This is a genomic window from Pseudomonas sp. JL27(2026), from assembly GCF_056933555.1.
The window spans coordinates 2,530,039-2,554,448 of the sequence record NZ_CM167794.1 but is presented as its reverse complement, the minus strand read 5'-3'; the positions used below and the strand labels follow the sequence as shown (position 1 = coordinate 2,554,448).

Genomic DNA, 24,410 nt, shown 5'->3' with positions numbered 1-24,410 from the left:
CAGCCTTAGGAGAAATTCGATGCAAGAAGTTGTGATTGTTGCCGCCACCCGTACCGCCATCGGCAGTTTTCAGGGTTCCCTGGCCAGCATTCCGGCACCGGAACTCGGTGCAGCGGTGATTCGCCAGTTGCTGGCGCAAACCGGACTGGCCGGTGATCAGGTCGACGAAGTGATCCTCGGCCAGGTGCTGACCGCCGGCTCGGGCCAGAACCCGGCGCGCCAGGCTTCAATCCTCGCCGGCCTGCCCCACGCGGTGCCCGCGCTGACCTTGAACAAAGTCTGCGGCTCGGGCCTCAAGGCCTTGCATCTGGGCGCGCAGGCGATCCGTTGCGGCGACGCCGAAGTGATCATCGCCGGCGGCATGGAAAACATGAGCCTGGCACCTTATGTGCTGCCAGCCGCTCGCACCGGTCTGCGCATGGGCCACGCAAAAATGGTCGACAGCATGATCAGCGACGGCCTGTGGGACGCGTTCAACGACTACCACATGGGCATAACCGCCGAGAACCTGGTGGACAAATACAACCTGACCCGTGAGGAACAGGACGCCTTCGCCGCCGCTTCGCAGCAAAAAGCCACGGCCGCTATCGAAGCCGGGCGTTTTGCCGACGAGATCACGCCAATCTTGATTCCCCAGCGCAAGGGTGACCCGCTGTCATTCGCAGTCGACGAACAACCCCGCGCCGAGACGACCGCGGCGTCGCTGGCCAAACTCAAACCGGCGTTCAAGAAAGACGGCAGCGTCACCGCCGGCAATGCCTCTTCGCTCAATGATGGTGCCGCCGCGGTGTTGTTGATGAGCGCCGACAAGGCCAAGGCGCTGGGCTTGCCAGTGCTGGCCAGAATCGCCGCCTACGCCAATGCTGGCGTCGACCCGGCGATCATGGGCATTGCCCCGGTTTCGGCCACTCGCCGCTGCCTGGGCAAGGCCGGCTGGACGCTGGATCAACTGGACTTGATCGAAGCCAACGAAGCGTTCGCCGCCCAATCACTGGCGGTCGGCAAAGAGCTGGAATGGGATGCGAGCAAGGTCAACGTCAACGGTGGTGCCATTGCCTTGGGCCACCCGATTGGCGCCTCGGGCTGCCGGGTGCTGGTGTCGTTGCTTCATGAAATGATCAAGCGTGATGCCAAAAAAGGCCTCGCGACCCTCTGCATCGGTGGCGGCCAAGGCGTGGCGCTGGCGATTGAGCGGGCATAAACCGGCACAGGTTCAACAGGCAATGTTCGGACCCACGATATCCGTGCGTTGCCTGGCAACACCCCCGGCGTGACTTCGGTGACGCCGGGTCTTTTTTACCTCAAACAAAGCCCTGGCTACCGTGAGCGGGATTGTCGGCGCCCCGATATGCTTCTACTCTGAGCGGCTCAACAAGAACGTCAGGGATAGACTCATGCATGCACTGCACACCCCCAGATTGCATCTGCGCCCCATCACCGAGGCCGACTGGCCGATGTTTCTCAGGCTGCATCAACAACCTGAGGTGATGCGCTACGTCCTTGACGAACTCTCCCCGGAACACATTCGCGAACGCTTCGACTCGCGGCTCCCGCACTGGAGCCTGACGTCCAGCCACTGGTTGTGCCTGACCCTGCGCGACCGGCAAACCGGAGAGCCCCTGGGTGTGACGGGACTGAAACTCAGCGATCACACCGGTACAGAAGCCGAAGTCGGCTACCTGTTGCTGCAAGAGCATCACGGCAAAGGCTATGGTTCGGAATCGCTGCGCGCCCTCATCCCTTACGCCACCCAAACCCTGGGGATCGACACCCTGCTGGCCACCGTCACCGACGGCAACGCGGCGTCCTGCAAAGTGCTGGAGAAATGCGGCTTCGTATTCAACGAGCGCAAGCCCTTGGCGTACTCGTTGGGTAATGAGCCGGTGGACGATTTGGTTTACAGGTTTTCGGTGACTGCAGCTTGAGAGTGGTGAGGCTTAGCGCCTCACATTCCCTATACCCACACAAACAAAGGCCCCGCTGCACAATCGCAGCGAGGCCTTTTCTTTGTTGTGTGTGGCAAACGCCATCAGTCATCCAGCGGTTGTGCCGGTGCCGCAGGTTTTGCTGTCTTGCCGGGTTTGGCTGCCTTGCCGCCCTTGGCCGGTGCGGCTTCCGGCACGGCGACCACAGGGGGGGCGGTTTCTTTTTCGGCGGCCGGCAACTGGTCGATGGTGCTGAAGATTTCCTTCGGCTCGATGGGACCGGTGTGGTCGATTTTTTTCTCGCCGTCCTTGCCCACCAGAATCACTTTGGTCGCACCGCTGACCCCCAGCTTGAGTTCGCGGATCAGCGCCATCGTGGTCTGGGCATCGAGGTCCTTGCCGTCACGTTGCCCCATGAGGTTGACCACCGTGTAGAGCACCATGTTGCGTTCCGTGAACCCCTGGCGGTTGGCCGGTTCCTCCAGCGCTTTTTTCAAGGCGACCAGGGTCGGGTCGATGCTGCTGGGGGCAATGACGATCAGGGGGCGGGACTTGCCGCGTTCCTGGGCCAGGGGCGTGTCGTTGTCGGCGGCGAACAAGGGGCCGGCGACAGCGAGCAGAGTAGCGAGGGTCAATGACCGAATGAACATGCGCATCTCCTGTAGATATCCACGCTTTATGATTGCGCATCGCGGCAAAAGGTCCAGGCACCGAGCCCTGAATTATCTGCCACGCTGCTCGAAAGCTTAGGCGAGCGCGCTCATTACGCAACCGGTTTGCGCTCAACACATGACGGCTTATGCTGTTTCCATTGCTTGACGAGGCGCAAGCCCTTGGTCGCCACCGACCGCCTATTCGGCGCGCCCAAACACAAGCATCCACTGGCGATGGTGTAGCCTCATGGCCGCCCCCATTGCTCCAGCGCGAAATCGACAAAGCGCCGCAGTTTCGGCAAGCGGTAGCGATCCTGGGCGTAGATCAGGTTCATGGGCCGGCGTGGCAGTTGATAGTCCTGCAACAGCGCCACCAACCGCCCCTGTTGCAAGTCTTCATTGACCAATGCATCGTGCAACATCACCACGCCCATTCCCGCCCGCGCTGCCTGATGCAGGCCGGCAGAGCTGTTGATCATCAACGGGCCGGACACCGGCACCAGCCTCTCACCATCGTCACCGCTCAGGCGCCATTGTTTTTCCGCTGAACTCCACTCATCCCCGGCGGGATACGCGAACACCAGGCAATCGTGGTATTGCAGGTCTTCGGGACATTGCGGCGTGCCGCGCCGTTCCAGGTACGCTTTCGATGCGCAGAGGGTCAGGGTGTAGTCCTCCAGCGGACGGGCGACCAGACCGGGCGGCACCAGATTGCCCAGGCGAATCGCGACATCGAAACCTGAGTCGATCAGATCATGACGGCGGTTGGTCAGCACCACATCGACCTTGACCTGCGGGCATCGCCGCGAGAACTCGCTCAAGGCCGGCGCCAGGCGCTCGGTGCCAAACGTCAGCGGCGCAGTGATGCGCAAGGTCCCGGCCGGTTCGCCCTGTGCCTGCTCGGCCAGACGCTCCGAGTCGGCCACCAGCCCCAACACCGAAAGACAGCGCTGATAGTACTCGGTGCCAAACTCGGTCAAGCGTTGGCGCCGCGTGGTGCGGTTCAACAGCCGCACACCCAGGCGCTGTTCCAGTGCGCGCAAGTGGTTGCCAACCATGGTGGTGGACACCCCGCACTCCAGCGCCGCGGCCGTCATGCTGCCCGTCTCCACCACTTTCACGTACACCGACATTGCCTGGAATAAATCCATTATCAAGCTCAACTTTAAAATGATTGAAGACCCAGCACGTTTATCCAGCTCAGGTGGCTAACGATACTGCATAAACACCGACCGATGATGGAGCCTGATGTCATGACCGCCACCTGCCTGATGAACACGTACCAACCCTTGCCGCTGAGCTTTGTCAAAGGCCTGGGCACACGCTTGTGGGATCACACCGGTCGCGAATACCTGGACGCGGTGGCGGGCGTTGCGGTGACCAATGTCGGTCACTCCCACCCAAGGGTGGTCGCCGCGATCAGCGAACAGGCCGGTTTGCTGCTGCACACCTCCAACCTGTACAGCATCGACTGGCAGCAGCGGCTGGCGCAGAAACTGACCCGCCTATCAGGCATGGACCGGGCGTTTTTCAACAACTCCGGCGCCGAGGCCAACGAAACCGCACTGAAACTGGCACGCCTGTACGGCTGGCAAAAAGGCGTCGAACAGCCTCTGGTGGTGGTCATGGAAAACGCCTTTCACGGGCGCACCCTCGGCACCCTGTCCGCCAGCGATGGCCCGGCCGTGCGGCTGAGCTACCAGGCGTTGCCCGGCGACTTCATCAAAGTGCCCTTCGGCGACCTGGAGGCCGTGCGCCAGGCGCATCAGCTTTATGGGCAACGTATCGTGGCCGTGTTACTGGAACCGATCCAGGGCGAAAGCGGCGTGCAACTGCCGCCTCCGGGCTACTTGCAAGCGCTGCGAGGGCTGTGTGACCAACGCGGCTGGCTGCTGATGCTCGACGAGATCCAGACCGGCATCGGCCGCACGGGCCAGTGGTTTGCGTTTCAACACGCAGGCATCGTTCCCGATGTGATGAGCCTCGCCAAAGGCCTGGGTAATGGCATCCCCATCGGCGCCTGCCTGGCCCGGGGCAAAGCCGCGCAGTTGTTCACGCCCGGCAGCCATGGCAGCACGTTTGGCGGTAATCCACTGGCGTGCCGGGTCGGCTGCACGGTGCTGGACATCATCGAAGAACAAGGCCTGCTGGCCAACGCCCAACGTCAGGGTGAACGCTTGCTCGCCCGGCTGCGCGTCGAACTCAGCGACCATCCGCAGGTGCTGGAAATCCGTGGCCAAGGCTTGATGATCGGCATCGAGCTGACCCGCCCCGTGCGCGACCTGACGCTGATCGCCGCCCGCGAGCATGGCCTGCTGATCAACGTGACCCGGGGCAAAACCATTCGCCTGTTGCCGCCGTTGATGCTCGATGAGCGCGAGGTGGAAATGATCGTGCGGGGCGTTTGCCGCGCGCTCGGCGAGGTCGAGCAGGTTCAGGCGTTGCCTGCGCCCGAGCGCTTGCCGGCGTAGTCACCGGCGCATCGAAATCCTCGGCCCGGCCTGTTAATCTGCGCCCCTTCGTACAGTGCCCATTGCCAGAAAAGGAGTGTTCCATGGCAACGCTTACCGTCCGCGACGAATCGGTTTCGGGTGAGATTTTCGATTCGTTTGCCCTGCAATTTCCCACCGAGACCATCACGGTTCGCCAGTTGATTCGCGAGCGCGTCTATCAGGAAGTGCAAGGCCAAGAACAGGCAAGCCCCAGCGGCCGGCAGTCTCTGGTGGTTCCCGAGGCGCAAGAGGTTTTGCTCAACGGCGAACGCAAGGCTCCAGACGCGGCCCACCCCATCGACTGGCGCAAGCAGGTGGAGATCGCGTTCGAGGCATTCGAACGCAACGGCTTCTTCATTCTGCTCGACGACCGTCAGGCGCAAAGCCTGGATGAGCCGCTGACCATCCGCCACGACAGCGTGGTCAACTTCATCAAGCTGACACCGCTGGTAGGGGGCTGAACGACCATGGCACTTGAACAACTGCGCGCCTTTCGCCACACCCTTCCGCAGGACACGCTCGGCCCGATCGAACGGGTCGGACCGGACGGCTACCCGCTGCTGGTCGATTCGCACTTGCGCCATGAACACCAGGTGATCAGCGAACTCCTGCCTGTATTGAACGGCGTGCATTGCCAGACAGGCGTCATGCTCGCCACCCTGGGAGTACTTAAACCGATTCGCGCCCTGACTCACGGCGATCAATGTAATGACGCCCAGCGCACGCGCCTGGTGCTGGCGATGCTTGAACGCACGTTTGCCTATGACGGCAACCTCAGTGTCGACAGTACCGGGCATCAGTTCAACTCAGTGTTCGACTATGGCACCCTCCCCGGCGCGATGACGGTGCTGATGCAGGCTGGCGCAGACATGGCACAGCTCGCCGACCCCGTGCTGGAGTGGTTCGGCAGTTATCGCTTCGCCTACTACGGCACACAACCCGTGCTGTACGTGGTGGAGTGGCTGGCCGAGCACGCGTCGCAGACGCCGCTGACCGATTCGCTGCGCCAACAGCTCATGCTGCTGCGCAGCCAATGCGCCGAATTGGGCCACGATATCAATCTGGGCGATCAGATACTGGCCAAGGTCGACCTGCTGCTGGGCGACGGCATCTGGCAGGTGCTGGCCCCGTGCGAATGGTGGACGCACCAAGCGCTGGAAGACATTGATGCGCTGCCGGTTAACGACCGCGCAGACTGGATCGCCCTGATCAAACACATGAGCACCGCCACCTCGTCACGCCCGTCTCCCAAATGGCAGAAGACTGCGCAGGCGTTGCTGGCGAAGGTCGGCGACGAGGCCCTGCGCGCTGCCCTGCTGCGCTGGTTCCCGAAAGTCGATGCCGGCCGTACGATGCCGCTGCTGTGCCTGTCCTGGGAAAACAACGACGACAGCGCACGCATGCACGACCTCAATGCCACGGTTCTGCGCGGTCTACTGTGGCTGACCCCGAGCATCGTCGACGGCGAACTCACACGGGCCATCGCCAAACTGTCGTTGAGTGCCTATCGCAAGATTCGCGGCGTGGGCCCACGGGCGCCGAAAGTGGGCAATGCCACGATTTACGCCCTGTCGCAGATCCCGACCATCGACGCCGTGGGGCAACTGGCCCTGCTCAAGGTGCGGGTCAAATTCGGTACGGCGCAAAAAGAAATCGAAAAAGCCTTCAATGCCGCCGCCGAAGCCCTGCAACTGCCTCGCGATCAGATCGAAGAGCTGGGGATTCCCGTGTACGGCATGGAAAGCGTTGGCCTGCGTCGGGAGACGTTCGCTGAAGGTGCGTTCTTCGCCGAGTTGCGGGTCGATGGCAGGAACGTCGAGCTGTGCTGGTTTCGTGCCGACGGTACGCCCCAGAAAACAGTGCCGGCCAAGGTCAAGACCGACGACAAGGAAGCCCTCAAGGAGCTTCAAGGCGCGGCCAAGGACATCGCCACCCTGCTGCCCGCCCAGGCCGAGCGCCTGGATGCCATGTTCCTGCTGGACAAACACTGGCCCTTCGCCGTGTGGCAAGAACGCTACCTCGATCACCCGCTGATCGGCACGCTGGCGCGGCGGCTGATCTGGACGATTCAGGACGGCGAGCACAACAACGCCGTGGTGTTTTCGGACGGTCAACTGCAAACCCTTGAAGGCGCGCCGCTGTTGCCGTCGCCTGAAGCACAGGTCCGTCTCTGGCACCCGATCGGGCGTTCTGTCGAAGAGATTCTGGCCTGGCGTGACCGGCTCGAAACCTTGCAGATTACCCAGCCGTTCAAGCAGGCGCACCGTGAGGTGTACCTGCTCACCGACGCCGAGCGCCACACCGCCAACTACTCCAACCGGTTCGCAGCGCACATCCTGCGTCAGCACCAATTCCATGCGCTGGCCGCTGCCCGAGGCTGGAAAAACAAACTGCGCCTGATGGTGGACGACACCTACCCGCCCGCCTCCAAGGAACTGCCGACGTTCGGGCTGCGGGCCGAATTCTGGATCGAGGGCGTGGGCGATGACTATGACCAGGACACCAATGATTCCGGGGCTTTCCTGCGCCTGAGCACCGACCAGGTGCGCTTCTACCCCACCGGGGCCGAGCAGCGCAGCGCCCATGCCGCCGGTGGCGGTTATGCACCGGAACACTGGCGCAATGCGGTCGACGCGCCACCGCTGCCGCTGGACCAGGTGCCAGCGCTGGCCCTCAGTGAAGTGATGCGCGATGTCGACCTCTTCGTCGGCGTGGCCTCCCTGGCCAACGATCCGCTGTGGGCTGACGGCGGGCCGGATGGCCGCTACCGCGATTACTGGCACAACCACTCGTTCGGCGAATTGGGCGCCACGGCCCAGACCCGCAAGCAACTGCTGGAGAAACTGCTGCCGCGCATGACCCGTCTCAACGACAAGTGGGTGCTGCACGGGCGCTTCCTGGAAGTCAACGGCAAGCTTGGGATCTACAAGATCCACCTCGGCTCGGGCAACATCCTCATGCAACCCGAGGACCGCTACCTGTGCATCGTCCCCGACGCCAAGGCCCGGTCGAAATCCGAACCTCAGTACCTGCCCTTCGAAGGTGACAACATGTTGTCGATCATTCTGTCCAAGGCATTGCTGCTGATCGATGACGACAAAATCACCGATCCAACGATTGCGCGGCAGTTGACGAGGGTTTAAGAAATGGAGGTCGGCGACCGGGTTTAATCCGGCGCCGACGTTCACGCTACCTGCCTGATTGGTCACTCATTCTGGAAAAGGACTGCCCATGTCTCGCATCGACTGGCTGGAAAATCACATGGCCCATTGCGACACGATGTCTGCCTGGGTCCATGCGCAATTTCGCTACGAGTTTGAAGATCAACCCTTGGCCGACTGGCAGCGCGAGTTTGCCGCTGGCCAAACCAATGGCAAATGGCGCTGCCTGATTGCCATGGATCAGGGCCGGCTGCTGGGTGGCGCGGCCCTCGCCCGGGATGACCTGGCGGAGCGCCACGATCTGGGTCCCTGGCTCGCGTGCGTGTACGTGACACCCGCAGCACGAGGCCAGGGGCTCGCGGAACAGTTGATCGAAGGTATCTGCGCCCACGCCAGGGCGAGCGGCATCGCGAAACTGTACCTGCACACCCACGACCGCCGTGATTACTACGCCAAGCGTGGCTGGATCGTGGAGGAGCAGTTTGAAGCGTGGGACAAGGAACAATGGCTGATGACGCGGTTGCTCTGAGCCAGTGGCGACACGTCGGATCGTTTTTAAAGCCGTTCGGCAAAGGCACGCGCCGGTAGCTATGATGGGAGGCTATGACGTCCACTACTGCGGTCCGACAACCCTGCCCACCCGGTGCCTGCAACTGCGAGCGTGAGCAGTTGCTGGACACACCGGGCGCGGATGTGCGCATCCTCAGCCTTACCCGCCAGGAGGAAAAACGCCTGCTCGATCGACTGGAAAAAGTCGACAGCCTGGCCGACCTTGAACACCTGCAACGCCGAATGTACGAGCTGTTAGGCATCCGCCTGCGCATGCGCCCCAAGTCCAGCACCGTACGAAGCATGCGTGGCATCGATATCCAGATCGACGCACTCCCCGGCCTGTGCCGCAAAACCCGCCAATCGATCCCCACGACCATTCGCCGTCGACTGGAGGAACGCCCGGAAATTCTCTACGCACTGCTCAACGCTCAGGACCTGTTGCGCGACGCCTGAATCGCTGAGGGCCCTGAGTGCATTGCCATGCCCTCAGGGCCTTTTTTCAAGGGCTTGTTCAGCCTTGTTCCATCACTTGCGCGCCTCAAGAATCAGGTTGAACGGTGTTTGCGTCGCCCGGCGGAAATGCGTGAATCCGGCTTCGGTAAACACGTCGTGCAGGCGTTTCTCGCCTGCCTGTGCCCCCAACCCCAGGCCCACTTCCTGGGACAACGAGTTGGGCGTGCAGATGAAGGTCGACGCGGCGTAAAACAACCGCCCCAACGGGGTGATGTTGTCGTCGAGCCGGTCGTTGGCGTAAGGCTCGACCAACAGCACTGTGCCGTCCGGTTTGAGTGACTCGTAGGCATGCCGGGCAGCGCCGACCGGGTCACCCATGTCGTGGAGGCAATCGAAGTAACAGATCAGGTCGTAGTCCTTGCCGGGGTAGTCCTTGGCCGTGCCTTTGACAAAGGTTGCCCGGTCCTCCACCCCACCCTCCTGCGCACGTTGGGTGGCGGTGCTGATGGATGGCGCGTGGTAGTCGAAACCCACAAAGCTTGATGCCGGAAACGCCTGCGCCATGATCACCGTCGAGGCGCCGTGCCCGCAGCCGACGTCCGCCACCTTGGCGCCCGCCTCAAGCTTGTCGACCACACCTTCAAGGGCCGGCAGCCACTCGGCGACCAGATGCGCCCGGTAACCGGGCCTGAAGAATCGTTCGGTGCCACTGAACATGCAGGGATGGTGATCGCCCCACGCCAGGGCGCCATTACCGCGCATGGCGGCGACCAGTTTGTCCTTGTCATGAAACAGCGCCGCGATCACCACCGCACCGCCTGCGACATACACCGGCGAGTCCTCGATGGCCAGGGCCAGGGCCTGTTCTTCCGGCAGGCGGAACTGGCCGTCCAAGTGTTCCATGTAACCCGCCGCCGCGTGGGCGCTGAGCCACTCGCGGAGCAGCCGGGCGTTGCAGCCTGTTTTGCTGGCCAGTGCTTCGGGCGTGACAGGCTGGCTGTCGGCCATTGCCCGGTAAAGCCCCAGCTCTTCACCGAGGATGACATTGGCGAGCAGCGCGGCCGCGCCCATGTCACTCACCAGTTTGCCCATGAAATCGTTGAGTTTGGCCTCGTCCATGGCGTGTCCTCCTGTAGCAAGGCCACCTCCCGGGAGGGTTTTGGTTGAGGCAGTACCCCGCTCGACAGTGGCCGGTTGGATGACCAGGTCGGCGGACGCAATGCTGCGGGCCGTCGCCTGAACCACGAGCGCTCGAACGCCAGGTGCGTTCGAGATGAACAGCACACAACCGCATCCTCTTGGCTCAGGACGCAGTGCGTTCAGTGCCTTACACAACAACACCTCAAACGCCGGGATGCATCAGCCAAGACACTTACTCGGCGTGCAGACGATATTCCCGTGCAGGCAGATGAATCAGTTTAGTACGTCACCGCCATGGCGCAGGTTCGTGGCGATATTGTCAGACGAACTCCACCTCAGACGCAGCCTCAGGCAGCAAATCGCTCATATTCGCCAAGCAGTTGCGCATGAGCCTTGCATCGTTCGGCAGACGCTCGGCAAAACCCTCCCAGCCTGAAAGCCTGAGGTGGGCAGGCATTTCAACCAAACCGGTGATGGCATCCCAGAAGGCATCCCAGTTTCGCCCATACCAGTCAGGAAAACCGAGCGCCTGACTCAAGAGCGTATGCAGCTCATCGGCGGTGGCGACCGCCTCCAGATTGATTTCCATGAATGCTGGCCCCGTCAAAGATCTGTGTCTCGCTTCGCCCCACTCACATCCACCACCGCAACAAAAAGAAGAACCCCATGCTCAACAGCATGCTGATCAAGGTACTGCGGGTGTAGAGCACCAGGCCGATGGCGACCAGCGAGCTGAGCAGGTATGGATTGTCGTAGTGCAGGTTCAATTGGTGGTCGGGCATGAACACGATAGGGCCGCAAATGGCCGTGAGCATGCCCGGCACGGCAAAACCGAGAAACTGCCGCGCATTGCTGCTCAAACGCACCGGCAGCCGGGGCTCGAGAAAAACGTAGCGATTGAGGAATACCAGCAACCCCATCCCGACGATGACCGCCCAGACCATCATGTGCGTGCTCCATAAAATTTGTTGCAGACAAACCCGGCGCTCATGCCGAGCAACCCGGCCAGGACCAGCGCCGAACCCCACTGCCAGTAGTTGAACAGCACCGAGCAAAACAGTGAAACCGCCACGCAAACCACCGTTGGCACGTTACGCACCACGGGCGTGATCAATGCAATGAAGGTGGCCGCAATCGAGAAGTCCAGCCCCAGGTGTTCAAGGCCCGGGATGCTGCTGCCCAACACAATGCCCGCCAGGGTGAACAGGTTCCACGCCACGTAAAAGGTCAGGCCGACCCCGAGGGCATACCAGCGGTTGAATTGCTGTTTGTCATGCTGGCTCGTGAGCGCGAACAGCTCGTCGGTAAGCAAAAAGCCCAGCCCCGCCCGCCAGCGCCCCGGCAACCCGGCTATCACCGGGCGCATGCTCATGCCGTAGAGCAAATGCTGCGACGTCAGCAACACGGTGGTGAGCAGGATCGAAAAAATCCCCGCGCCGCCCTTGAGCATGCCAATGGCAACCAGTTGCGCTGCACCTGCAAACACAATGCTCGACAGACCCTGGCCTTGCAGGGGGGTGAGGTCGGCCTCGATGGCCATGGAGCCTGCCAGCAATCCCCACGGCGCAGTCGCCAGGGACAGGGGCATTACGGCAGCGGCACCGCGCAGAAAGGCACTGCGAGGTAAAAGAGTGGCGGACATAACGTTCAACACATCGCAAAAGGGTTGCTGACTGTGTCAGCCGCACCCGCTTGTGTCTTGAACAATCTTGCGCAGTTGCCGTTTAGCGCCGCGACAACCCCCGGACGCCTTGTGCCACGCACGCCGCGCCAATCGGCACGATCGTACCGTTTTCATGCCCGGACCGGCGGTGATGTTTTTATTTTCATTAAATTGATTTTTGAAATAAAACATGTCATTTATAGCCTCCACTGGACGCAACACCTGACACACCCCCGCCAGACCGGAAGGCACCCACAAAAACAATTCGGGCCGATCGCTACACCGTAAAACACCCACGCCGGGGTTTTACCCGGATCAGCCCTCTACGCCTTACCCCAGGAGTCAACAATATGAACAAGACCGGACTTCTCGCTGCACTGGCACTTTGCGCCTTCGGCAGCCTGGCCCACGCCGACGAAGACAGCCTGCGGATCGGGATCGAAGCCGCTTACCCGCCCTTCTCCTTCAAGACCCCGGAAGGCAACATCAGTGGCTTCGACTATGACATCGGCAACGCCTTGTGCGATGAGATGAAGGTCAAATGCCAGTGGGTCATTCAGGAGTTCGACGGGATGATCCCCTCGCTCAAAGTGCGCAAGATCGATGCCGTACTGTCCTCGATGTCGATCACTGAAGACCGCATGAAATCGGTCGACTTCAGCAAAAAGTACTACCACACCCCCGGCAAGTTCGCGATGAAGACCGGCCAGGTGATCAACGACCCGGCCGTCGACCTCAAAGGCAAGAAACTCGGCGTGCAGCGCTCCTCGACCTATGACCGCTACGCCACCGAACAACTGGCGCCGGCCGGCGTCGAGATCGTGCGGTACTCGGCCCAGAGCGAAGCGTTCCTGGACCTGGTGTCGGGCCGACTGGACGCTACCCTCGCCGACATCGTCAACACCAATGAAAGCTTCATCAAGACCCCGGCCGGGAATGGTTTTGCGCTGGTAGGCCCGGACATCAACGACCCGAAATACTTCGGCCGAGGCGCCGGCATTGCGGTGCGCAAGGGCGATAGCGCGAACGCCGCACGCCTGAACGCCGCGATTGACGCGATCCGCGCCAACGGCAAGTACCAGCAGGTCATGGCCAAGTACTTCGCGTTCGACATCTACGGCGAGTAAGCCTTCCTGTAACGCTGGCGTCGGCCTGTCGCCGACGCCACTTTTCTTGCTGGTCCCGCACGCCTGCCGGCGTTTCGGGTGAGGAACTTCATCATGCTTCACGGCTACGGATCGAGCATTCTCGATGGCGCCTGGCTGTCGATCAATCTGGCCCTGAGCGCCATGGCGCTGGCCATTACGCTGGGGCTGATCGGTGCAGCGTTTCGGCTGTCACCGATCAAATGGCTGGCGACCCTGGGCGAAGGCTACACCACGGTGATTCGCGGCATTCCCGACCTGGTACTGATCCTGCTGATTTTCTATGGCGGCCAGGACCTGGTGAACCGCGCGGCCCTCGGGCTCGGTTACACCCACTACATCGACATCGACCCGTTTGTGGCGGGCGTCTGCACCATGGGCTTCATCTTCGGTGCCTACCTGTCGGAAACCTTTCGCGGTGCCTTCATGGCCATTCCCAAGGGTCAGGCCGAGGCCGGCGCGGCTTACGGCATGAGCAGCGCCCAGGTGTTCTGGCGGATTCTGGTGCCGCAGATGATTCGCTTCGCGATTCCGGGCTTCACCAACAACTGGCTGGTGCTGACCAAATCCACCGCGCTGATCTCGGTCATCGGCCTGCAGGACATGATGTTCAAGGCCAAGAACGCCGCCGATGCGACCCATGAACCCTTTACGTTTTTCCTCGCCGTGGCGGCGCTGTACCTGATGCTCACCAGCGTCTCGTTGCTGCTGCTGCGCTACCTGGAAAAACACTATTCGGTCGGCATCAAAGCCGCCGACCTGTGAGTGGGAGCTAACCGACCATGCTCGACTACACCCTGATCTGGGAGAACCTGCCGCTGTACCTCAGTGGCGCGTTACTGACCCTCAAACTGCTGCTGATCTCCCTGGCCTTCGGCCTGATGCTCGCCGTGCCGCTGGCGTTGATGCGTGTGTCTCGCTCGGCGCTGGTCAACTTCCCGGCGTGGCTCTACACCTACGTCATTCGTGGCACGCCGATGCTGGTGCAGCTGTTTTTGATCTACTACGGCCTGGCGCAGTTCGAAGCCGTGCGTCAAAGCGTGTTGTGGCCGTATCTGTCCAGCGCGACGTTCTGCGCGTGCCTGGCTTTTGCGATCAACACCAGCGCCTACAGCGCGGAATTGCTGGCCGGCAGCCTCAAATCCACCTCGCCCGGCGAGATCGAAGCGGCCAAGGCCATGGGCATGTCACGCCGCACCCTGTACCGGCGCATTCTGCTGCCGTCGGCGTTGCGCCGGGCATTGCCGCAGTACAGCAATGAAGTACTGATGATGCTGCAAACCACCAGCCTGGCGTCCATCGTCACCCTGGTCGACATCACCGGTGCGGCACGTACCGTCAGTGCGCGGTTCTACCTGCCGTTCGAAGCCTTCATTACCGCCGGCCTGATCTACCTGGTCCTGACCTTCATTCTCGTTCGGCTGTTCAAGCTCGCCGAGCGCCACTGGCTGGCGTATCTGGCCCCACGCAAACATTAAGGAAATCCCATGGAGCACATTCATTACGTCCTGCCGTGGAGCGCCAGCGGCACTGAACGCACGCTGTCGTTGTTTCGGTTCGGCAGCGGCGAACGCAAGGCTTACATCCAGGCATCGCTGCATGCCGACGAGTTGCCGGGCATGCGCGTTGCCGTCGAACTCAAACGCCGTCTGCGGGAACTGGAAGAACAGGGCCGACTGACCGGCGTGATCGAACTGGTGCCAATGGCCAACCCGATCGGGATCGGCCAGATGTTCCAGGCCACTCATCAGGGCCGTTTCGAGTTCAACAGCGGCAAGAACTTCAACCGCGACTTCCCGGAGTTGGCCGAAGCGGTTGCCGTACATCTGAAGGGTCAACTGGGCGATGACGCCGACGCCAACGTGGCATTGATCCGCCACGCCATGATTGAAGTCATCGCCGACATGCCGCAGGCCGAATCGGAGCTCGACGGTTTGCGTCGCCTGCTGTTGCAACACGCCTGCGATGCCGACGTGGTGCTGGACCTGCACTGCGACTTCGAATCCATCATGTTGCTTTACGCCCTGCCCCAGAACTGGCCACGCCTGCGTTCACTGGCCGCGCGCCTGGACGCTGGCGCCGTGCTGTTGGCCGAGGACGCGGGCGGCAATGCCTTCGACGAGGCATGTGCAATACCGTGGCTGCGGCTGGCTGAACTGTTCCCGCTGGCCAACATTCCCCTGGCGTGCGTGGCGACCACCATCGAGTTGCGCGGCATGGCCGACACCGAGCGCGAACCGTGCATGGCCAGCGCCGAACAGATCCTGGGCTACCTCGCCGAGCAAGGGCTGATCCGCGGCGACTGGCCGGATGCGCCGTCCACCTGCTGCGAAGCAACGCCCTTTGCCGGCGCACAATATGCCTATGCACCGCACCCAGGCGTGGTGAGTTTCCTGCAACCGCTGGGGGCGAAGATCAAGGTGGGCGACCCGCTGTTCGAAGTCATCGACCCGCTGAACGACCGCCACAGCGTGGTGACCGCCACCACCGACGGCGTGCTGTATGCCCGCGAACGCCTGCGTTTTGCCCAACCCGGCTTGTGGTTGGCCAAGGTCGCCGGCAGCACACCCATTCGCCAGGGTCGCCTGCTCAGCGACTGACTCAAGAGAACCGACACCATGAACACACTTGAAATTCAGGATCTGCATAAACGCTACGGCAACCACGAGGTGCTCAAGGGCGTGTCCCTGGAGGCGAAGGCTGGCGACGTGATCAGCATCATCGGCTCCAGCGGCTCCGGCAAAAGCACGTTCCTGCGCTGCATCAACCTGCTGGAACAACCCAACGCGGGCAACATCCTGCTCAATGGCGAACAACTGAAGCTGGTGCCCACCAAACTCGGCGGGCTCAAGGCCGCCGAGCCGAAACAGTTGCAACGCATGCGTTCGCGGCTGGCGATGGTGTTTCAGCACTTCAACCTGTGGTCGCACATGAACGCCTTGGAAAACGTCATGGAAGCGCCCGTGCATGTGCAAGGCATGGACAAGAAACTGGCCCGGGAAAAGGCCGAGCACTACCTCAACAAAGTCGGCGTGGCGCACCGCATGGGCGCCTACCCGGCGCACATGTCCGGCGGCGAACAACAGCGCGTGGCGATTGCCCGGGCACTGGCAATGGAGCCGGAAGTGATGCTGTTTGACGAGCCAACGTCGGCGCTCGACCCGGAACTGGTCGGCGACGTACTCAAGGTCATGCAGGACCTGGCACAGGAAGGCCGGACGATGGTGGTCGTGACCCATGAAATGGGGTTTGCCCGCGAGGTCTCCAATCAACTGGTGTTCCTGCACAAAGGCCAGGTCGAGGAGCGCGGCAATCCGCGGGAAGTGCTGGTCAACCCTCGGTCCGAGCGGCTCCAGCAGTTTCTCGCCGGCAGCTTGAAGTAAGCCGTTCGCCGACCGTTGGTGCTGTGCTGCACACCCACGGTCGGCTTCGGATACACTGGCCCGCACTCACGCCAAGGGCACCCGGCACGGTCCCTTCTAACCTTCAGGAATGTTGAGCCGGATATGCCGAACCCGACGAAAAACACCACCGTCTACGCCGCCCCGGTCATGCGCAAACTGGCCGAGGTGCTCTCCGACTTGCAGCCGTCACTGCGCAAGGTCGCCGACTTTATCCTGCGCCACCCCCTGAAAGCCGCGACCCTGACCATCGAAGAAATGGCCCACGAAACGTCCACCTCGCCCGCCGCCGTCAACCGGTTGGCCAAGGCCCTGGACCTGGGGGGCTACACCGGCATGAAAGCCGAACTGGTGGCAACCTTGCAGCAGATGGTGTCGCCGGTGGACAAGCTGCGCAATGAGCTGGCGCACCGCCCCAGTGGCGCGTTCGGCCTGCATGAACAAGTCCAGAGCGCGACCAGCAACCTCGGCACCACAGGCACCCTCAACCACCCCGAGACCTTCGAGGCGGTAGTGACCTGCCTTACGCAGGCGCGCAAGATTTACATCCTGGGCTTCGGCAACAGCGTCTACATGGCCGGCCTTGCGGCCTCGACCCTGATGCCCTTCTGCGCCGACGCTACCGCCATCAGTATGGAGGGCGGCAACGAAAACGCGGCTTACCGACTGGCCGCGATTACCGACAAGGACGTGCTGCTGGCGATTTCATTGCCGCGCTACTCCCTCGACACCCTGCAACTCTCGCGCTTTGCCCATGAGCGTGGGGCAACGGTACTGGCGATCACCGACTCACCGGCCTCGCCCTTGACGCCCATCGCCCAGCACGTGCTATTCGCTGCCGCCGACCACCCGGTGCTGACCAGTTCCAACGTTGCCGTTCTGGCGTTGATCGAAGGGCTGGTCGCCGGCGTGATGGCGCGCAACAAGGAAACCGTGAAACTGGCGACCGAGCTGACCGAAAGCGTGATGTCCTACCTGCACCTGCCCGGCAACGGCAGAACCTCGAAGAAGTGAGGCACGGGCGCTGCCGTACGGGTTTGGCGCCGGGTCAGCGCGAGGTGTTTTTAGCCGTCGCGCCCTGCTTCACCGATTCCAGCCAGGCAGGGTCCAGACGGTTCTGATCGACCTCCAGCCCCTGCGCTTGCATGGCCGCCTTATGTTGGTCGATTTCACGGACCATCTGGCTCAGGGCGCTGGAGTTGGCGTCCAGTTGATACATCTGCGTCACCCCCAAATGGTAGAACCGCAGCAACTTCATCGCGGCCGCATCGCCAGCCTGCACGGCATCGGTCACCTGATGCATGACGTTGGTGACTTTCATCAGGCTGCGCTTGAGCTGCCAGCCATACACCGCCGCCGCCATCCACGGTTGCGACCAGAATTTAAGCCGCATCAGCGCCGCGCACACCGCCAGAGCCGCCAGGACGCCCCCCAGATTGAAGCGGAAATTGTCACCGCCGGGTTCGCCGAACACCAGCACGGCCGCAGTCGACAAAACCATCGCCAGCGACACGAAGAGCAGGACAATGACCAGGGTGCTCTTTCGCGTTTGACGTCGATAGGACTCGGGATCGAACGGTTTGATCTCGAACATCGCTTCAGCACTCCTTGATAAATGGCGGGGCATTATCACCTCTGATGCCCTCACACACACGCTTATTGCAGGCAAGTCAGGGCAATAGCGGGTTATGTGACCAATACTGCGCAACGCGCCCGCCGCGAAACGAATGGCCTGACGATTTGCTTTCCCGCCCGAACGCCGGACAAAATGCCCGCCACACGCGACCGTTTTCGGCGCTCACGACCCTGATGCCAAGGGCCTGCTGCGTCGGTGACATTGTTTTCAAGGAACCCAGAATGACCGCAAGACACGTAATCAATGCTTCGGTAAGCCCCAAAGGCAGCCTGGAGACACTGTCCCAACGCGAAGTCCAGCAACTCAGCGAAGCCGGCTCCGGCAGCACTTACACCCTGTTTCGTCAATGTGCCCTGGCAATCCTCAACACCGGCGCCCACGTCGACAACGCCAAGACGATCCTGGAGGCCTACAAGGATTTCGAGATTCGCATTCACCAGCAGGACCGTGGCGTGCGCCTGGAACTGCTCAATGCGCCGGCCGACGCCTTCGTCGACGGCGAGATGATTGCCAGTACCCGCGAGATGCTCTTCAGCGCCCTGCGTGACATCGTCTACACCGAGAATGAGCTGGGCAGCCAGCGCATCGACCTGGACAGCTCCCAGGGCATCACCGACTACGTGTTCCATCTGCTGCGCAACGCCCGCACCCTGCGCCCCGGCGTGGAACCGAAAATGGTGGTGTGCTGGGGCGGTCACTCGATCAGTACAGAGGAATACCAGTACACCAAGAAAGTCGGCCACGAACTGGGCCTGCGCAGCCTCGACGTCTGCACCGGTTGCGGGCCTGGTGTGATGAAGGGCCCGATGAAAGGCGCCACGATTTCCCACGCCAAGCAACGGATCACCACCGGTCGCTACCTGGGCCTGACAGAGCCGGGCATTATCGCAGCCGAGGCACCGAACCCGATCGTCAATGAACTGGTGATCATGCCCGACATCGAAAAACGCCTGGAAGCTTTCGTGCGCGTCGGTCACGGCATCATCATTTTCCCCGGAGGCGCCGGCACCGCCGAAGAATTCCTGTACCTGCTGGGCATTCTGATGCACCCGGACAACCAGGACCTGCCCTTCCCCGTCGTGCTCACCGGGCCGAAAAGCGCAGCGCCGTACCTGGAGCAGTTGCACGCGTTCGTCGGCGCAACCCTGGGTGAAGCCGCGCAGAGCCAGTACCAGATCATCATCGACAACCCGGCGGAAGTGGCACGGCAGATGACCGCTGGCCTGAAGACCGTCAAACAGTTCCGCCGCGAACGTAACGACGCCTTCCACTTCAACTGGCTGCTGAAAATCGACGAAGGCTTCCAGCGTCCGTTCGACCCTACCCACACCAACATGGCCGACCTGCAATTGAGCCATACGCTGCCGCCTCATGAGCTGGCCGCCAATCTGCGGCGCGCGTTTTCCGGCATCGTGGCCGGCAACGTGAAAGACAAGGGCATCCGCCTGATCGAACAACACGGTCCGTACCAGATCAAAGGTGATGCCGCCGTCATGCAACCGCTGGATCGTTTGCTGCAAGCGTTCGTCGCACAGCACCGCATGAAGCTGCCGGGTGGCGCCGCGTATGTGCCTTGCTATCAGGTTGTCAGTTGACCATTACGGCATGAACAGCCCGCCGCCAGGTCCAGGCTCTGGCGGCCGGCCATAGGCGTCACCATGAGCGCCAGTATTCGCCAGACGTCTCTGCGTCCTGGCGCAGCGGCTCTTCTGGCACGGGCGCCTCAAGCGGTGCCGATGGCTGTGGTTCGGCAAAATGACCTTCAACCTGCCCGGCCAGATAGTGCACCCCGGCCATCACACCCGTTGCCGGGTTCTGCAGCATGGCCAGCCACGCCTGGTCGAAGGCCGCACTCAGGTTCTGGCGAAGCTGGGCCTCCATGTCCGGCCGCTCGCTCTCATGGGTGATGGCGCGCACACCCGCCATGCTCACGGAAATGACCAGGCCGGCGACCCGCCCCACTGCGGCAGCAATCGCCCCCCCGATCCCTCGGGTGGCAAATTGTGCCTCAAGCTTTTCGCTGGTGTGTTTCGCCACGGATGAGATCGCGGCCTGTGATGCGCCGACCTCCGTACCGCTCGTCGATGCCTGTATCCGCGCCATCAGCGCCTGATAGGCCGGCAGTTTGGCAAGCGGCTCGGCATGGATGAGCTGATAGAGCGAAGCGTTGTAAGTGGGAGGCGGCGCCAGTGCAATCGCTGGAACCTCATTGAGCCGCCGGTCGAATTGGTCCGCCGGGAGTCGGTAGCGCTGGGCGATGCCCTGCAACTGCTTGCCCATCAACTGGACATAGAACTCCGTCGCCTGCGCCATGATCGCGTCCGGGTCTATCTCAACGGCGACGGGTGCCAGCACACGGTCGTGGTACTGCTCCTGCAAGTAAGCCGCCAGACGCGTCGCCGACCGGTCACTCTCACCCGAGGTACTCAGCGCGTACCAGCTCACTTTGATTTCCAGCCACTCCTGGGTCCAGTAACTGCTGAACCACGGGATGAAGCGTTCTTCAGTCTGTTCAAAGACTCGGGTACGCCAGTACTCCATGGTGCCGTGTGCATACTCTTTTGCCTGGCTGGTTGCAGAGTGCGAGGCGCTGACGATTTCCCGGTCAACCTGCCGCCAGGTGCTTGGGGATACCACCACGGGCGTGGGGTTTTCGAGGGTGTGATGAGGGCTGGCGCATCCCGCCAACACCACCAGCAAGGCAACGATCAAGGAATGCTGGCGCAAGATCGCAGCCCCCCGAAAGAGATTCGACCGCAGTCCAGGCCAACGCCCGGCGAACCCGACAACCCTGCGCTGGCGACCACGCTGATGTGAGTATAGGCAGCACAGAAAACCCCGCGCCGGATGCAACAGTCCGGAACCCGGAGAATGGAATATCAAGGATGGCGGCGGGCTGGAGTCTGGTTGTTTCTGGCCCCCGTCAGGCGCCCAGCCAGGCAACAACCAGCATGGGCCCTACCGCAACGCCCGGCAGGAAATCTGCAAATGCTTGAGTGAGCCGTCACCCGGCCACACATGAGTCGCCGGATGGCGGGGTCGACTAATCTCGCTGAAAAGCTGCGACGCTTTCCAGCATTTCAATCAGGCCTTCGGGCCATACCACGTCCAGGGTCTGCCGCAGGTCTGATTCAGGCCACCACCGATGATCGGCCATGACCTGGAGTTCGTCCGCTGTCCATTCACTGCGTGAAAGCTGTTCATCGGCCGCGTGCACCACGAAATAGCGCTCGACGGCCATGACCGTTTCACCACTAGGCAGCATCATGGGAAATGCCCGCTCAGCGGCAGGTGCTCCTGCCGCGTTGATCTGGATACCGGTTTCCTCACGCAGCTCCCGAATAGCCGCCGACTCGAACGTTTCACCGTCTTCGAGGCCGCCACCGGGCGTGGCCCAATAGTCGCGCCCGGCAAGGGCTCCGTCCTTGTGCAGGAAGCGGAACAACAGCACCTTGCGGGCAGGGCTGACGACGAGCAGTCTGGCTGACTTGCGTTCACGCATCGGTGATTCCCTTCTTTGAACCTGCGTCGTCATGTGCCCTGTCCCTATCGCGTGATCACGCCTGGATCAGGTTGGTGATCCGCACATTCGGTTCAACGTCGGCCTCGTAGTCCACGCCTGGGATTTCAAACCCGAAAAGACGCAGGAATTCGGTTTTGTAACCGACAAAGTCGGTGAGTTCGTAGAGGTTCTCGTTGCTGACCTGATTCCAGAACTCCTGCACGCGCTCTTGAACTTCCGGCTGCAATTCCTTGTAGTCGGCGCGCAAGCGACCCTCGGCATCGATCACTGGCGACGACGAGTACAGGCTGTCCTTGAACAAACCGTACACCTGCTCGATGCAACCTTCGTGGGTGCCTTGCTCTTTCATGATCTTGAACAGCAGCGACAGGTACAGCGGCATGACCGGGATCGCGGAGCTGGCCTGGGTCACTACGGCTTTGAGTACCGACACACGTGCATCACCGCCCAACGTGGCCAGTTGATCACGAATGTTCAGGACCTTCTGGTCCAGGTCCTTCTTGGCCGCGCCAATGGAACCGTTCCAGTAGATGTCGTGGGTCAGCTTCTCACCCAGGTAGGTGAACGCGGTGGTTTTGGCGCCTTCGGCCAACACGTCGGCTTCAAGCAGCGCGTCGATCCACATCTGCCAGTCTTCGCCGCCCATGACCGCGACAGTGCCGTCAATTTCGCTCTGGGTGGCTGGCTCCAGGGTCGTGACCTTGACCACTTCCTTGTCGGTATCCAGGCCACGCATTTCGATCGACTTGCCCAGGGGCTTGAGTGTCGAGCTGAACACTTCACCGGTTTTAGGGTGCGTGCGTCGCGGGGCCGCAAGGCTGTAGACCACCAGGTCGACTTTGCCCATGTCACGCTTGATGGTTTCGATGGTCAGGCGTTTGACTTCGTCGGAGAACGCATCACCGTTGATGCTCTTGGCATACAGGCCCTCGGCCTCGGCGAATGTGTGAAAGGCAGCGCTGTTGTACCAGCCGGCCGTGCCGAGTTTGCCTTCGGCGCTTTCACGTTCAAAGAATACGCCCAGCGTATTGGCGCCGCTGCCAAACGCTGCGCTGATACGCGCGGCCAGACCGTAGCCGGTCGATGCGCCGATCACCAGAACGTTCTTCGGCCCATCAGTGATAGGGCCTTGTTGGGTCACGTAGTCGATCTGTTGCTTGACGTTGGCTTCGCAGCCAACCGGGTGAGTTGTCACGCAGATAAAGCCACGTACACGCGGTTTGATGATCATTAAAGACCTCCTTTTTCCAATAGGCTAAACGCCGGCACGGGCGGCATAGTGTCATTTGTCCAAGGTAAAGACGCTCGAAATGGCTACGCGTCACGACAAGCGGTATTTGTTATCCGGCAATCGCATGAGGTACCCGGCCCAACCCTCGGCCGGGCGAGGCCGGCACAGGTCAGGATCACTGTAGATCTTCAACACCATTGTCGGGCGGATTGTGTGTGTCTGGTACCCTGCCCAGGCCGGTACCCAGTACTTGAAAACACCAATGGGAAGATCATCATGAACAGCTTGAAAGTCACCATCGAAGACTGGAACGGGGACGGTGTCATCCGCATTCCGGATGCAGCGCTGCAGGAGCTCGGCGTTGATGTGGGCGACAGCCTGTACATCGTTGAAGCCGATGCCGCCACGCAAGTCATCGTATTATCGAAGACCCCGAGGCTTCGGGATCGCCTCGATGATCTGCTGGAAACACTCGACAGCTCATCCGGACGCTGATCTGAACGGACACGCCAAAAGCTCTTGAGCGTCCCGGACGAGTCCTTTTCCTGGCCCGGACAAAAAAACACAACTGCGCAACTTCTTGCGCACTTGTTTCCAGAAATTCGCCCGCCAACCCCCTACAGCCCACGGCCCACCTGGCTTGTAGCCGAGTGCGCAACTTCTTGCGCAGTACTGCGCAACTTCTTGCGCACTTTAGCGACCCTTCCTACACACCAGAAGGCAAAATCCCACGTAGACCACACCTAATAAATTGATTTAACTAGTGATTTTCATACATGGCACAAACCTTGATACATAAAGATCACCCACCGGGCGATTTCGCCCCCGGGCTATCTCATTTATGTCAGCAAGGAGAGCATCCATGGCAACACCAGCGTATATGTCCGTCACCGGCGAAAAACAAGGCCTGATCACTGCCGGCGCCTTCACCGCTGACTCCGTTGGCAACACCTACCAGGAAGGTCACGAAGACCAGGTCATGGTTCAGGGTTTCAGCCACGAAGTAATCATCCCGCGTGACCCGCAATCCGGCCAACCCACCGGCCAGCGCGTTCACAAACCCGTGGTTATCACCAAAGTCTTCGACAAGGCTTCCCCACTGCTGCTGGCTGCCCTGACCTCGGGCGAGCGCATGACCACGATCGAAATCAAGTGGTACCGCACCTCCGCTGCCGGCACCCAAGAGCACTACTACACCACCAAACTTGAAGACGCGATCATCGTGGACATCAAGGACTACATGCACAACTGCCAGGACCCGTCGAACTCGCACTTCACCCACCTGGAAGACGTGCACTTCACCTACCGCAAAATCACCTGGACCCACGAAGTATCCGGTACTTCGGGTTCCGATGACTGGCGTTCCCCGGTCGCTGGCTAAGTCTGGCCGACCGTTACAACACATCGGCCAGCCTTGCTGGTCGATGTCACTTCG

The 24,410-nt window shown here is 61.4% G+C and carries 26 protein-coding genes; 16 read left to right on the top strand and 10 right to left on the bottom strand.

Translation table 11 applies throughout. From position 1 onward, the window contains the following. Positions 1–19: 19 nt before the first annotated feature. Positions 20–1,201, top strand: a complete 1,182-nt coding sequence (locus tag AC1Z1G_RS11645) for an acetyl-CoA C-acetyltransferase (protein ID WP_483627061.1) — start codon at positions 20–22, stop codon at positions 1,199–1,201. A gap of 193 nt (positions 1,202–1,394) precedes the next feature. Continuing rightward, entirely contained in the window at positions 1,395–1,925 is a 531-nt protein-coding gene (locus AC1Z1G_RS11640) for a GNAT family N-acetyltransferase (RefSeq protein WP_483627059.1), read from the top strand. A gap of 104 nt (positions 1,926–2,029) precedes the next feature. On the opposite strand, the gene AC1Z1G_RS11635 is transcribed toward AC1Z1G_RS11640, so the two are convergent. Beyond that, positions 2,030–2,575, bottom strand: a complete 546-nt coding sequence (locus AC1Z1G_RS11635; protein ID WP_483627057.1) for a DUF4174 domain-containing protein — start codon at positions 2,573–2,575, stop codon at positions 2,030–2,032. A gap of 248 nt (positions 2,576–2,823) precedes the next feature. Continuing rightward, positions 2,824–3,729, bottom strand: a complete 906-nt coding sequence (locus AC1Z1G_RS11630; protein WP_483627055.1) for a LysR family transcriptional regulator — start codon at positions 3,727–3,729, stop codon at positions 2,824–2,826. A gap of 102 nt (positions 3,730–3,831) precedes the next feature. On the opposite strand from AC1Z1G_RS11630, the gene AC1Z1G_RS11625 reads away from it, so the two are divergent. From AC1Z1G_RS11625 to AC1Z1G_RS11605, 5 genes are all read left to right on the top strand, one after another. Further along, on the top strand, positions 3,832–5,049 hold the full coding sequence (locus AC1Z1G_RS11625) for an acetylornithine/succinylornithine family transaminase (protein WP_483627053.1): 1,218 nt from the start codon (positions 3,832–3,834) through the stop codon (positions 5,047–5,049). A gap of 83 nt (positions 5,050–5,132) precedes the next feature. Then, a complete protein-coding gene (locus AC1Z1G_RS11620) occupies positions 5,133–5,531 on the top strand; it encodes a hypothetical protein (RefSeq protein ID WP_483627051.1) in 399 nt (132 codons plus the stop codon). A 6-nt stretch (positions 5,532–5,537) separates the two neighbouring features. After that, a complete protein-coding gene (locus tag AC1Z1G_RS11615; protein WP_483627049.1) occupies positions 5,538–8,213 on the top strand; it encodes a DUF4132 domain-containing protein in 2,676 nt (891 codons plus the stop codon). A gap of 88 nt (positions 8,214–8,301) precedes the next feature. Continuing rightward, positions 8,302–8,760: a GNAT family N-acetyltransferase gene (locus AC1Z1G_RS11610; protein WP_483627047.1), complete on the top strand. Its 459-nt coding sequence runs from the start codon at positions 8,302–8,304 to the stop codon at positions 8,758–8,760. A gap of 74 nt (positions 8,761–8,834) precedes the next feature. After that, entirely contained in the window at positions 8,835–9,236 is a 402-nt protein-coding gene (locus tag AC1Z1G_RS11605) for a hypothetical protein (RefSeq protein WP_483627045.1), read from the top strand. Between the two features lie 72 nt (positions 9,237–9,308). Here the strand turns inward: AC1Z1G_RS11605 and AC1Z1G_RS11600 are convergent, their stop codons facing one another. From AC1Z1G_RS11600 to AC1Z1G_RS11585, 4 genes are all read right to left on the bottom strand, one after another. Then, positions 9,309–10,355 carry a class I SAM-dependent methyltransferase gene (locus AC1Z1G_RS11600; protein WP_483627043.1) on the bottom strand — a complete coding sequence of 349 codons (1,047 nt, stop codon included), beginning with the start codon at positions 10,353–10,355 and terminating at the stop codon, positions 9,309–9,311. A 340-nt stretch (positions 10,356–10,695) separates the two neighbouring features. Further along, the gene (locus tag AC1Z1G_RS11595; protein ID WP_483627041.1) at positions 10,696–10,965 is read right to left on the bottom strand and encodes a barstar family protein; all 270 of its coding nucleotides are present in this window, start codon (positions 10,963–10,965) and stop codon (positions 10,696–10,698) included. 43 nt (positions 10,966–11,008) lie between these two features. Next, positions 11,009–11,323: an AzlD domain-containing protein gene (locus AC1Z1G_RS11590; protein WP_483627040.1), complete on the bottom strand. Its 315-nt coding sequence runs from the start codon at positions 11,321–11,323 to the stop codon at positions 11,009–11,011. Next, positions 11,320–12,018, bottom strand: coding sequence for an AzlC family ABC transporter permease (locus tag AC1Z1G_RS11585; protein ID WP_483627039.1), 699 nt, complete (start codon positions 12,016–12,018; stop codon positions 11,320–11,322). The genes AC1Z1G_RS11590 and AC1Z1G_RS11585 overlap by 4 nt, the downstream gene beginning before the upstream one ends. 371 nt (positions 12,019–12,389) lie before the next feature. Between AC1Z1G_RS11585 and AC1Z1G_RS11580 the strand changes: the two genes are divergently transcribed. The 6 genes from AC1Z1G_RS11580 to AC1Z1G_RS11555 all read left to right on the top strand — a co-directional run bounded on the left by AC1Z1G_RS11580 (position 12,390) and on the right by AC1Z1G_RS11555 (position 17,599). Further along, on the top strand, positions 12,390–13,166 hold the full coding sequence (locus AC1Z1G_RS11580; RefSeq protein WP_483627038.1) for an ABC transporter substrate-binding protein: 777 nt from the start codon (positions 12,390–12,392) through the stop codon (positions 13,164–13,166). Between the two features lie 93 nt (positions 13,167–13,259). Next, the gene (locus AC1Z1G_RS11575) at positions 13,260–13,949 is read left to right on the top strand and encodes an ABC transporter permease (RefSeq protein ID WP_483627037.1); all 690 of its coding nucleotides are present in this window, start codon (positions 13,260–13,262) and stop codon (positions 13,947–13,949) included. Positions 13,950–13,966: 17 nt separating this feature from the next. Next, the gene (locus tag AC1Z1G_RS11570; RefSeq protein ID WP_483627036.1) at positions 13,967–14,662 is read left to right on the top strand and encodes an ABC transporter permease; all 696 of its coding nucleotides are present in this window, start codon (positions 13,967–13,969) and stop codon (positions 14,660–14,662) included. Between the two features lie 9 nt (positions 14,663–14,671). Further along, positions 14,672–15,784: a succinylglutamate desuccinylase/aspartoacylase family protein gene (locus tag AC1Z1G_RS11565; RefSeq protein WP_483627035.1), complete on the top strand. Its 1,113-nt coding sequence runs from the start codon at positions 14,672–14,674 to the stop codon at positions 15,782–15,784. An 18-nt stretch (positions 15,785–15,802) separates the two neighbouring features. Beyond that, the gene (locus AC1Z1G_RS11560; protein ID WP_483627034.1) at positions 15,803–16,567 is read left to right on the top strand and encodes an ABC transporter ATP-binding protein; all 765 of its coding nucleotides are present in this window, start codon (positions 15,803–15,805) and stop codon (positions 16,565–16,567) included. A 123-nt stretch (positions 16,568–16,690) separates the two neighbouring features. Next, positions 16,691–17,599: a MurR/RpiR family transcriptional regulator gene (locus AC1Z1G_RS11555; protein ID WP_483627033.1), complete on the top strand. Its 909-nt coding sequence runs from the start codon at positions 16,691–16,693 to the stop codon at positions 17,597–17,599. Between the two features lie 34 nt (positions 17,600–17,633). Here the strand turns inward: AC1Z1G_RS11555 and AC1Z1G_RS11550 are convergent, their stop codons facing one another. Next, positions 17,634–18,179, bottom strand: a complete 546-nt coding sequence (locus tag AC1Z1G_RS11550) for a DUF3087 domain-containing protein (RefSeq protein WP_483627032.1) — start codon at positions 18,177–18,179, stop codon at positions 17,634–17,636. A 263-nt stretch (positions 18,180–18,442) separates the two neighbouring features. Between AC1Z1G_RS11550 and ppnN the strand changes: the two genes are divergently transcribed. Next, a complete protein-coding gene (ppnN, locus tag AC1Z1G_RS11545; RefSeq protein WP_483627031.1) occupies positions 18,443–19,816 on the top strand; it encodes a nucleotide 5'-monophosphate nucleosidase PpnN in 1,374 nt (457 codons plus the stop codon). A 58-nt stretch (positions 19,817–19,874) separates the two neighbouring features. Here ppnN and AC1Z1G_RS11540 read toward each other — a convergent pair whose 3' ends face one another. The 3 genes from AC1Z1G_RS11540 to fabV all read right to left on the bottom strand — a co-directional run bounded on the left by AC1Z1G_RS11540 (position 19,875) and on the right by fabV (position 22,975). After that, the gene (locus AC1Z1G_RS11540; protein WP_483627030.1) at positions 19,875–20,948 is read right to left on the bottom strand and encodes a hypothetical protein; all 1,074 of its coding nucleotides are present in this window, start codon (positions 20,946–20,948) and stop codon (positions 19,875–19,877) included. 316 nt (positions 20,949–21,264) lie between these two features. Continuing rightward, positions 21,265–21,723, bottom strand: coding sequence for an NUDIX hydrolase (locus AC1Z1G_RS11535; protein ID WP_483627029.1), 459 nt, complete (start codon positions 21,721–21,723; stop codon positions 21,265–21,267). A gap of 55 nt (positions 21,724–21,778) precedes the next feature. Beyond that, positions 21,779–22,975 (bottom strand): enoyl-ACP reductase FabV, encoded by a 1,197-nt coding sequence (gene fabV / locus AC1Z1G_RS11530; protein WP_483627028.1) that lies wholly within the window; start codon positions 22,973–22,975, stop codon positions 21,779–21,781. 276 nt (positions 22,976–23,251) lie between these two features. Between fabV and AC1Z1G_RS11525 the strand changes: the two genes are divergently transcribed. Continuing rightward, positions 23,252–23,470, top strand: coding sequence for an AbrB/MazE/SpoVT family DNA-binding domain-containing protein (locus AC1Z1G_RS11525; protein ID WP_483627027.1), 219 nt, complete (start codon positions 23,252–23,254; stop codon positions 23,468–23,470). A gap of 367 nt (positions 23,471–23,837) precedes the next feature. Continuing rightward, positions 23,838–24,356 (top strand): Hcp family type VI secretion system effector, encoded by a 519-nt coding sequence (locus tag AC1Z1G_RS11520; protein WP_347903517.1) that lies wholly within the window; start codon positions 23,838–23,840, stop codon positions 24,354–24,356. Positions 24,357–24,410: the final 54 nt, after the last annotated feature.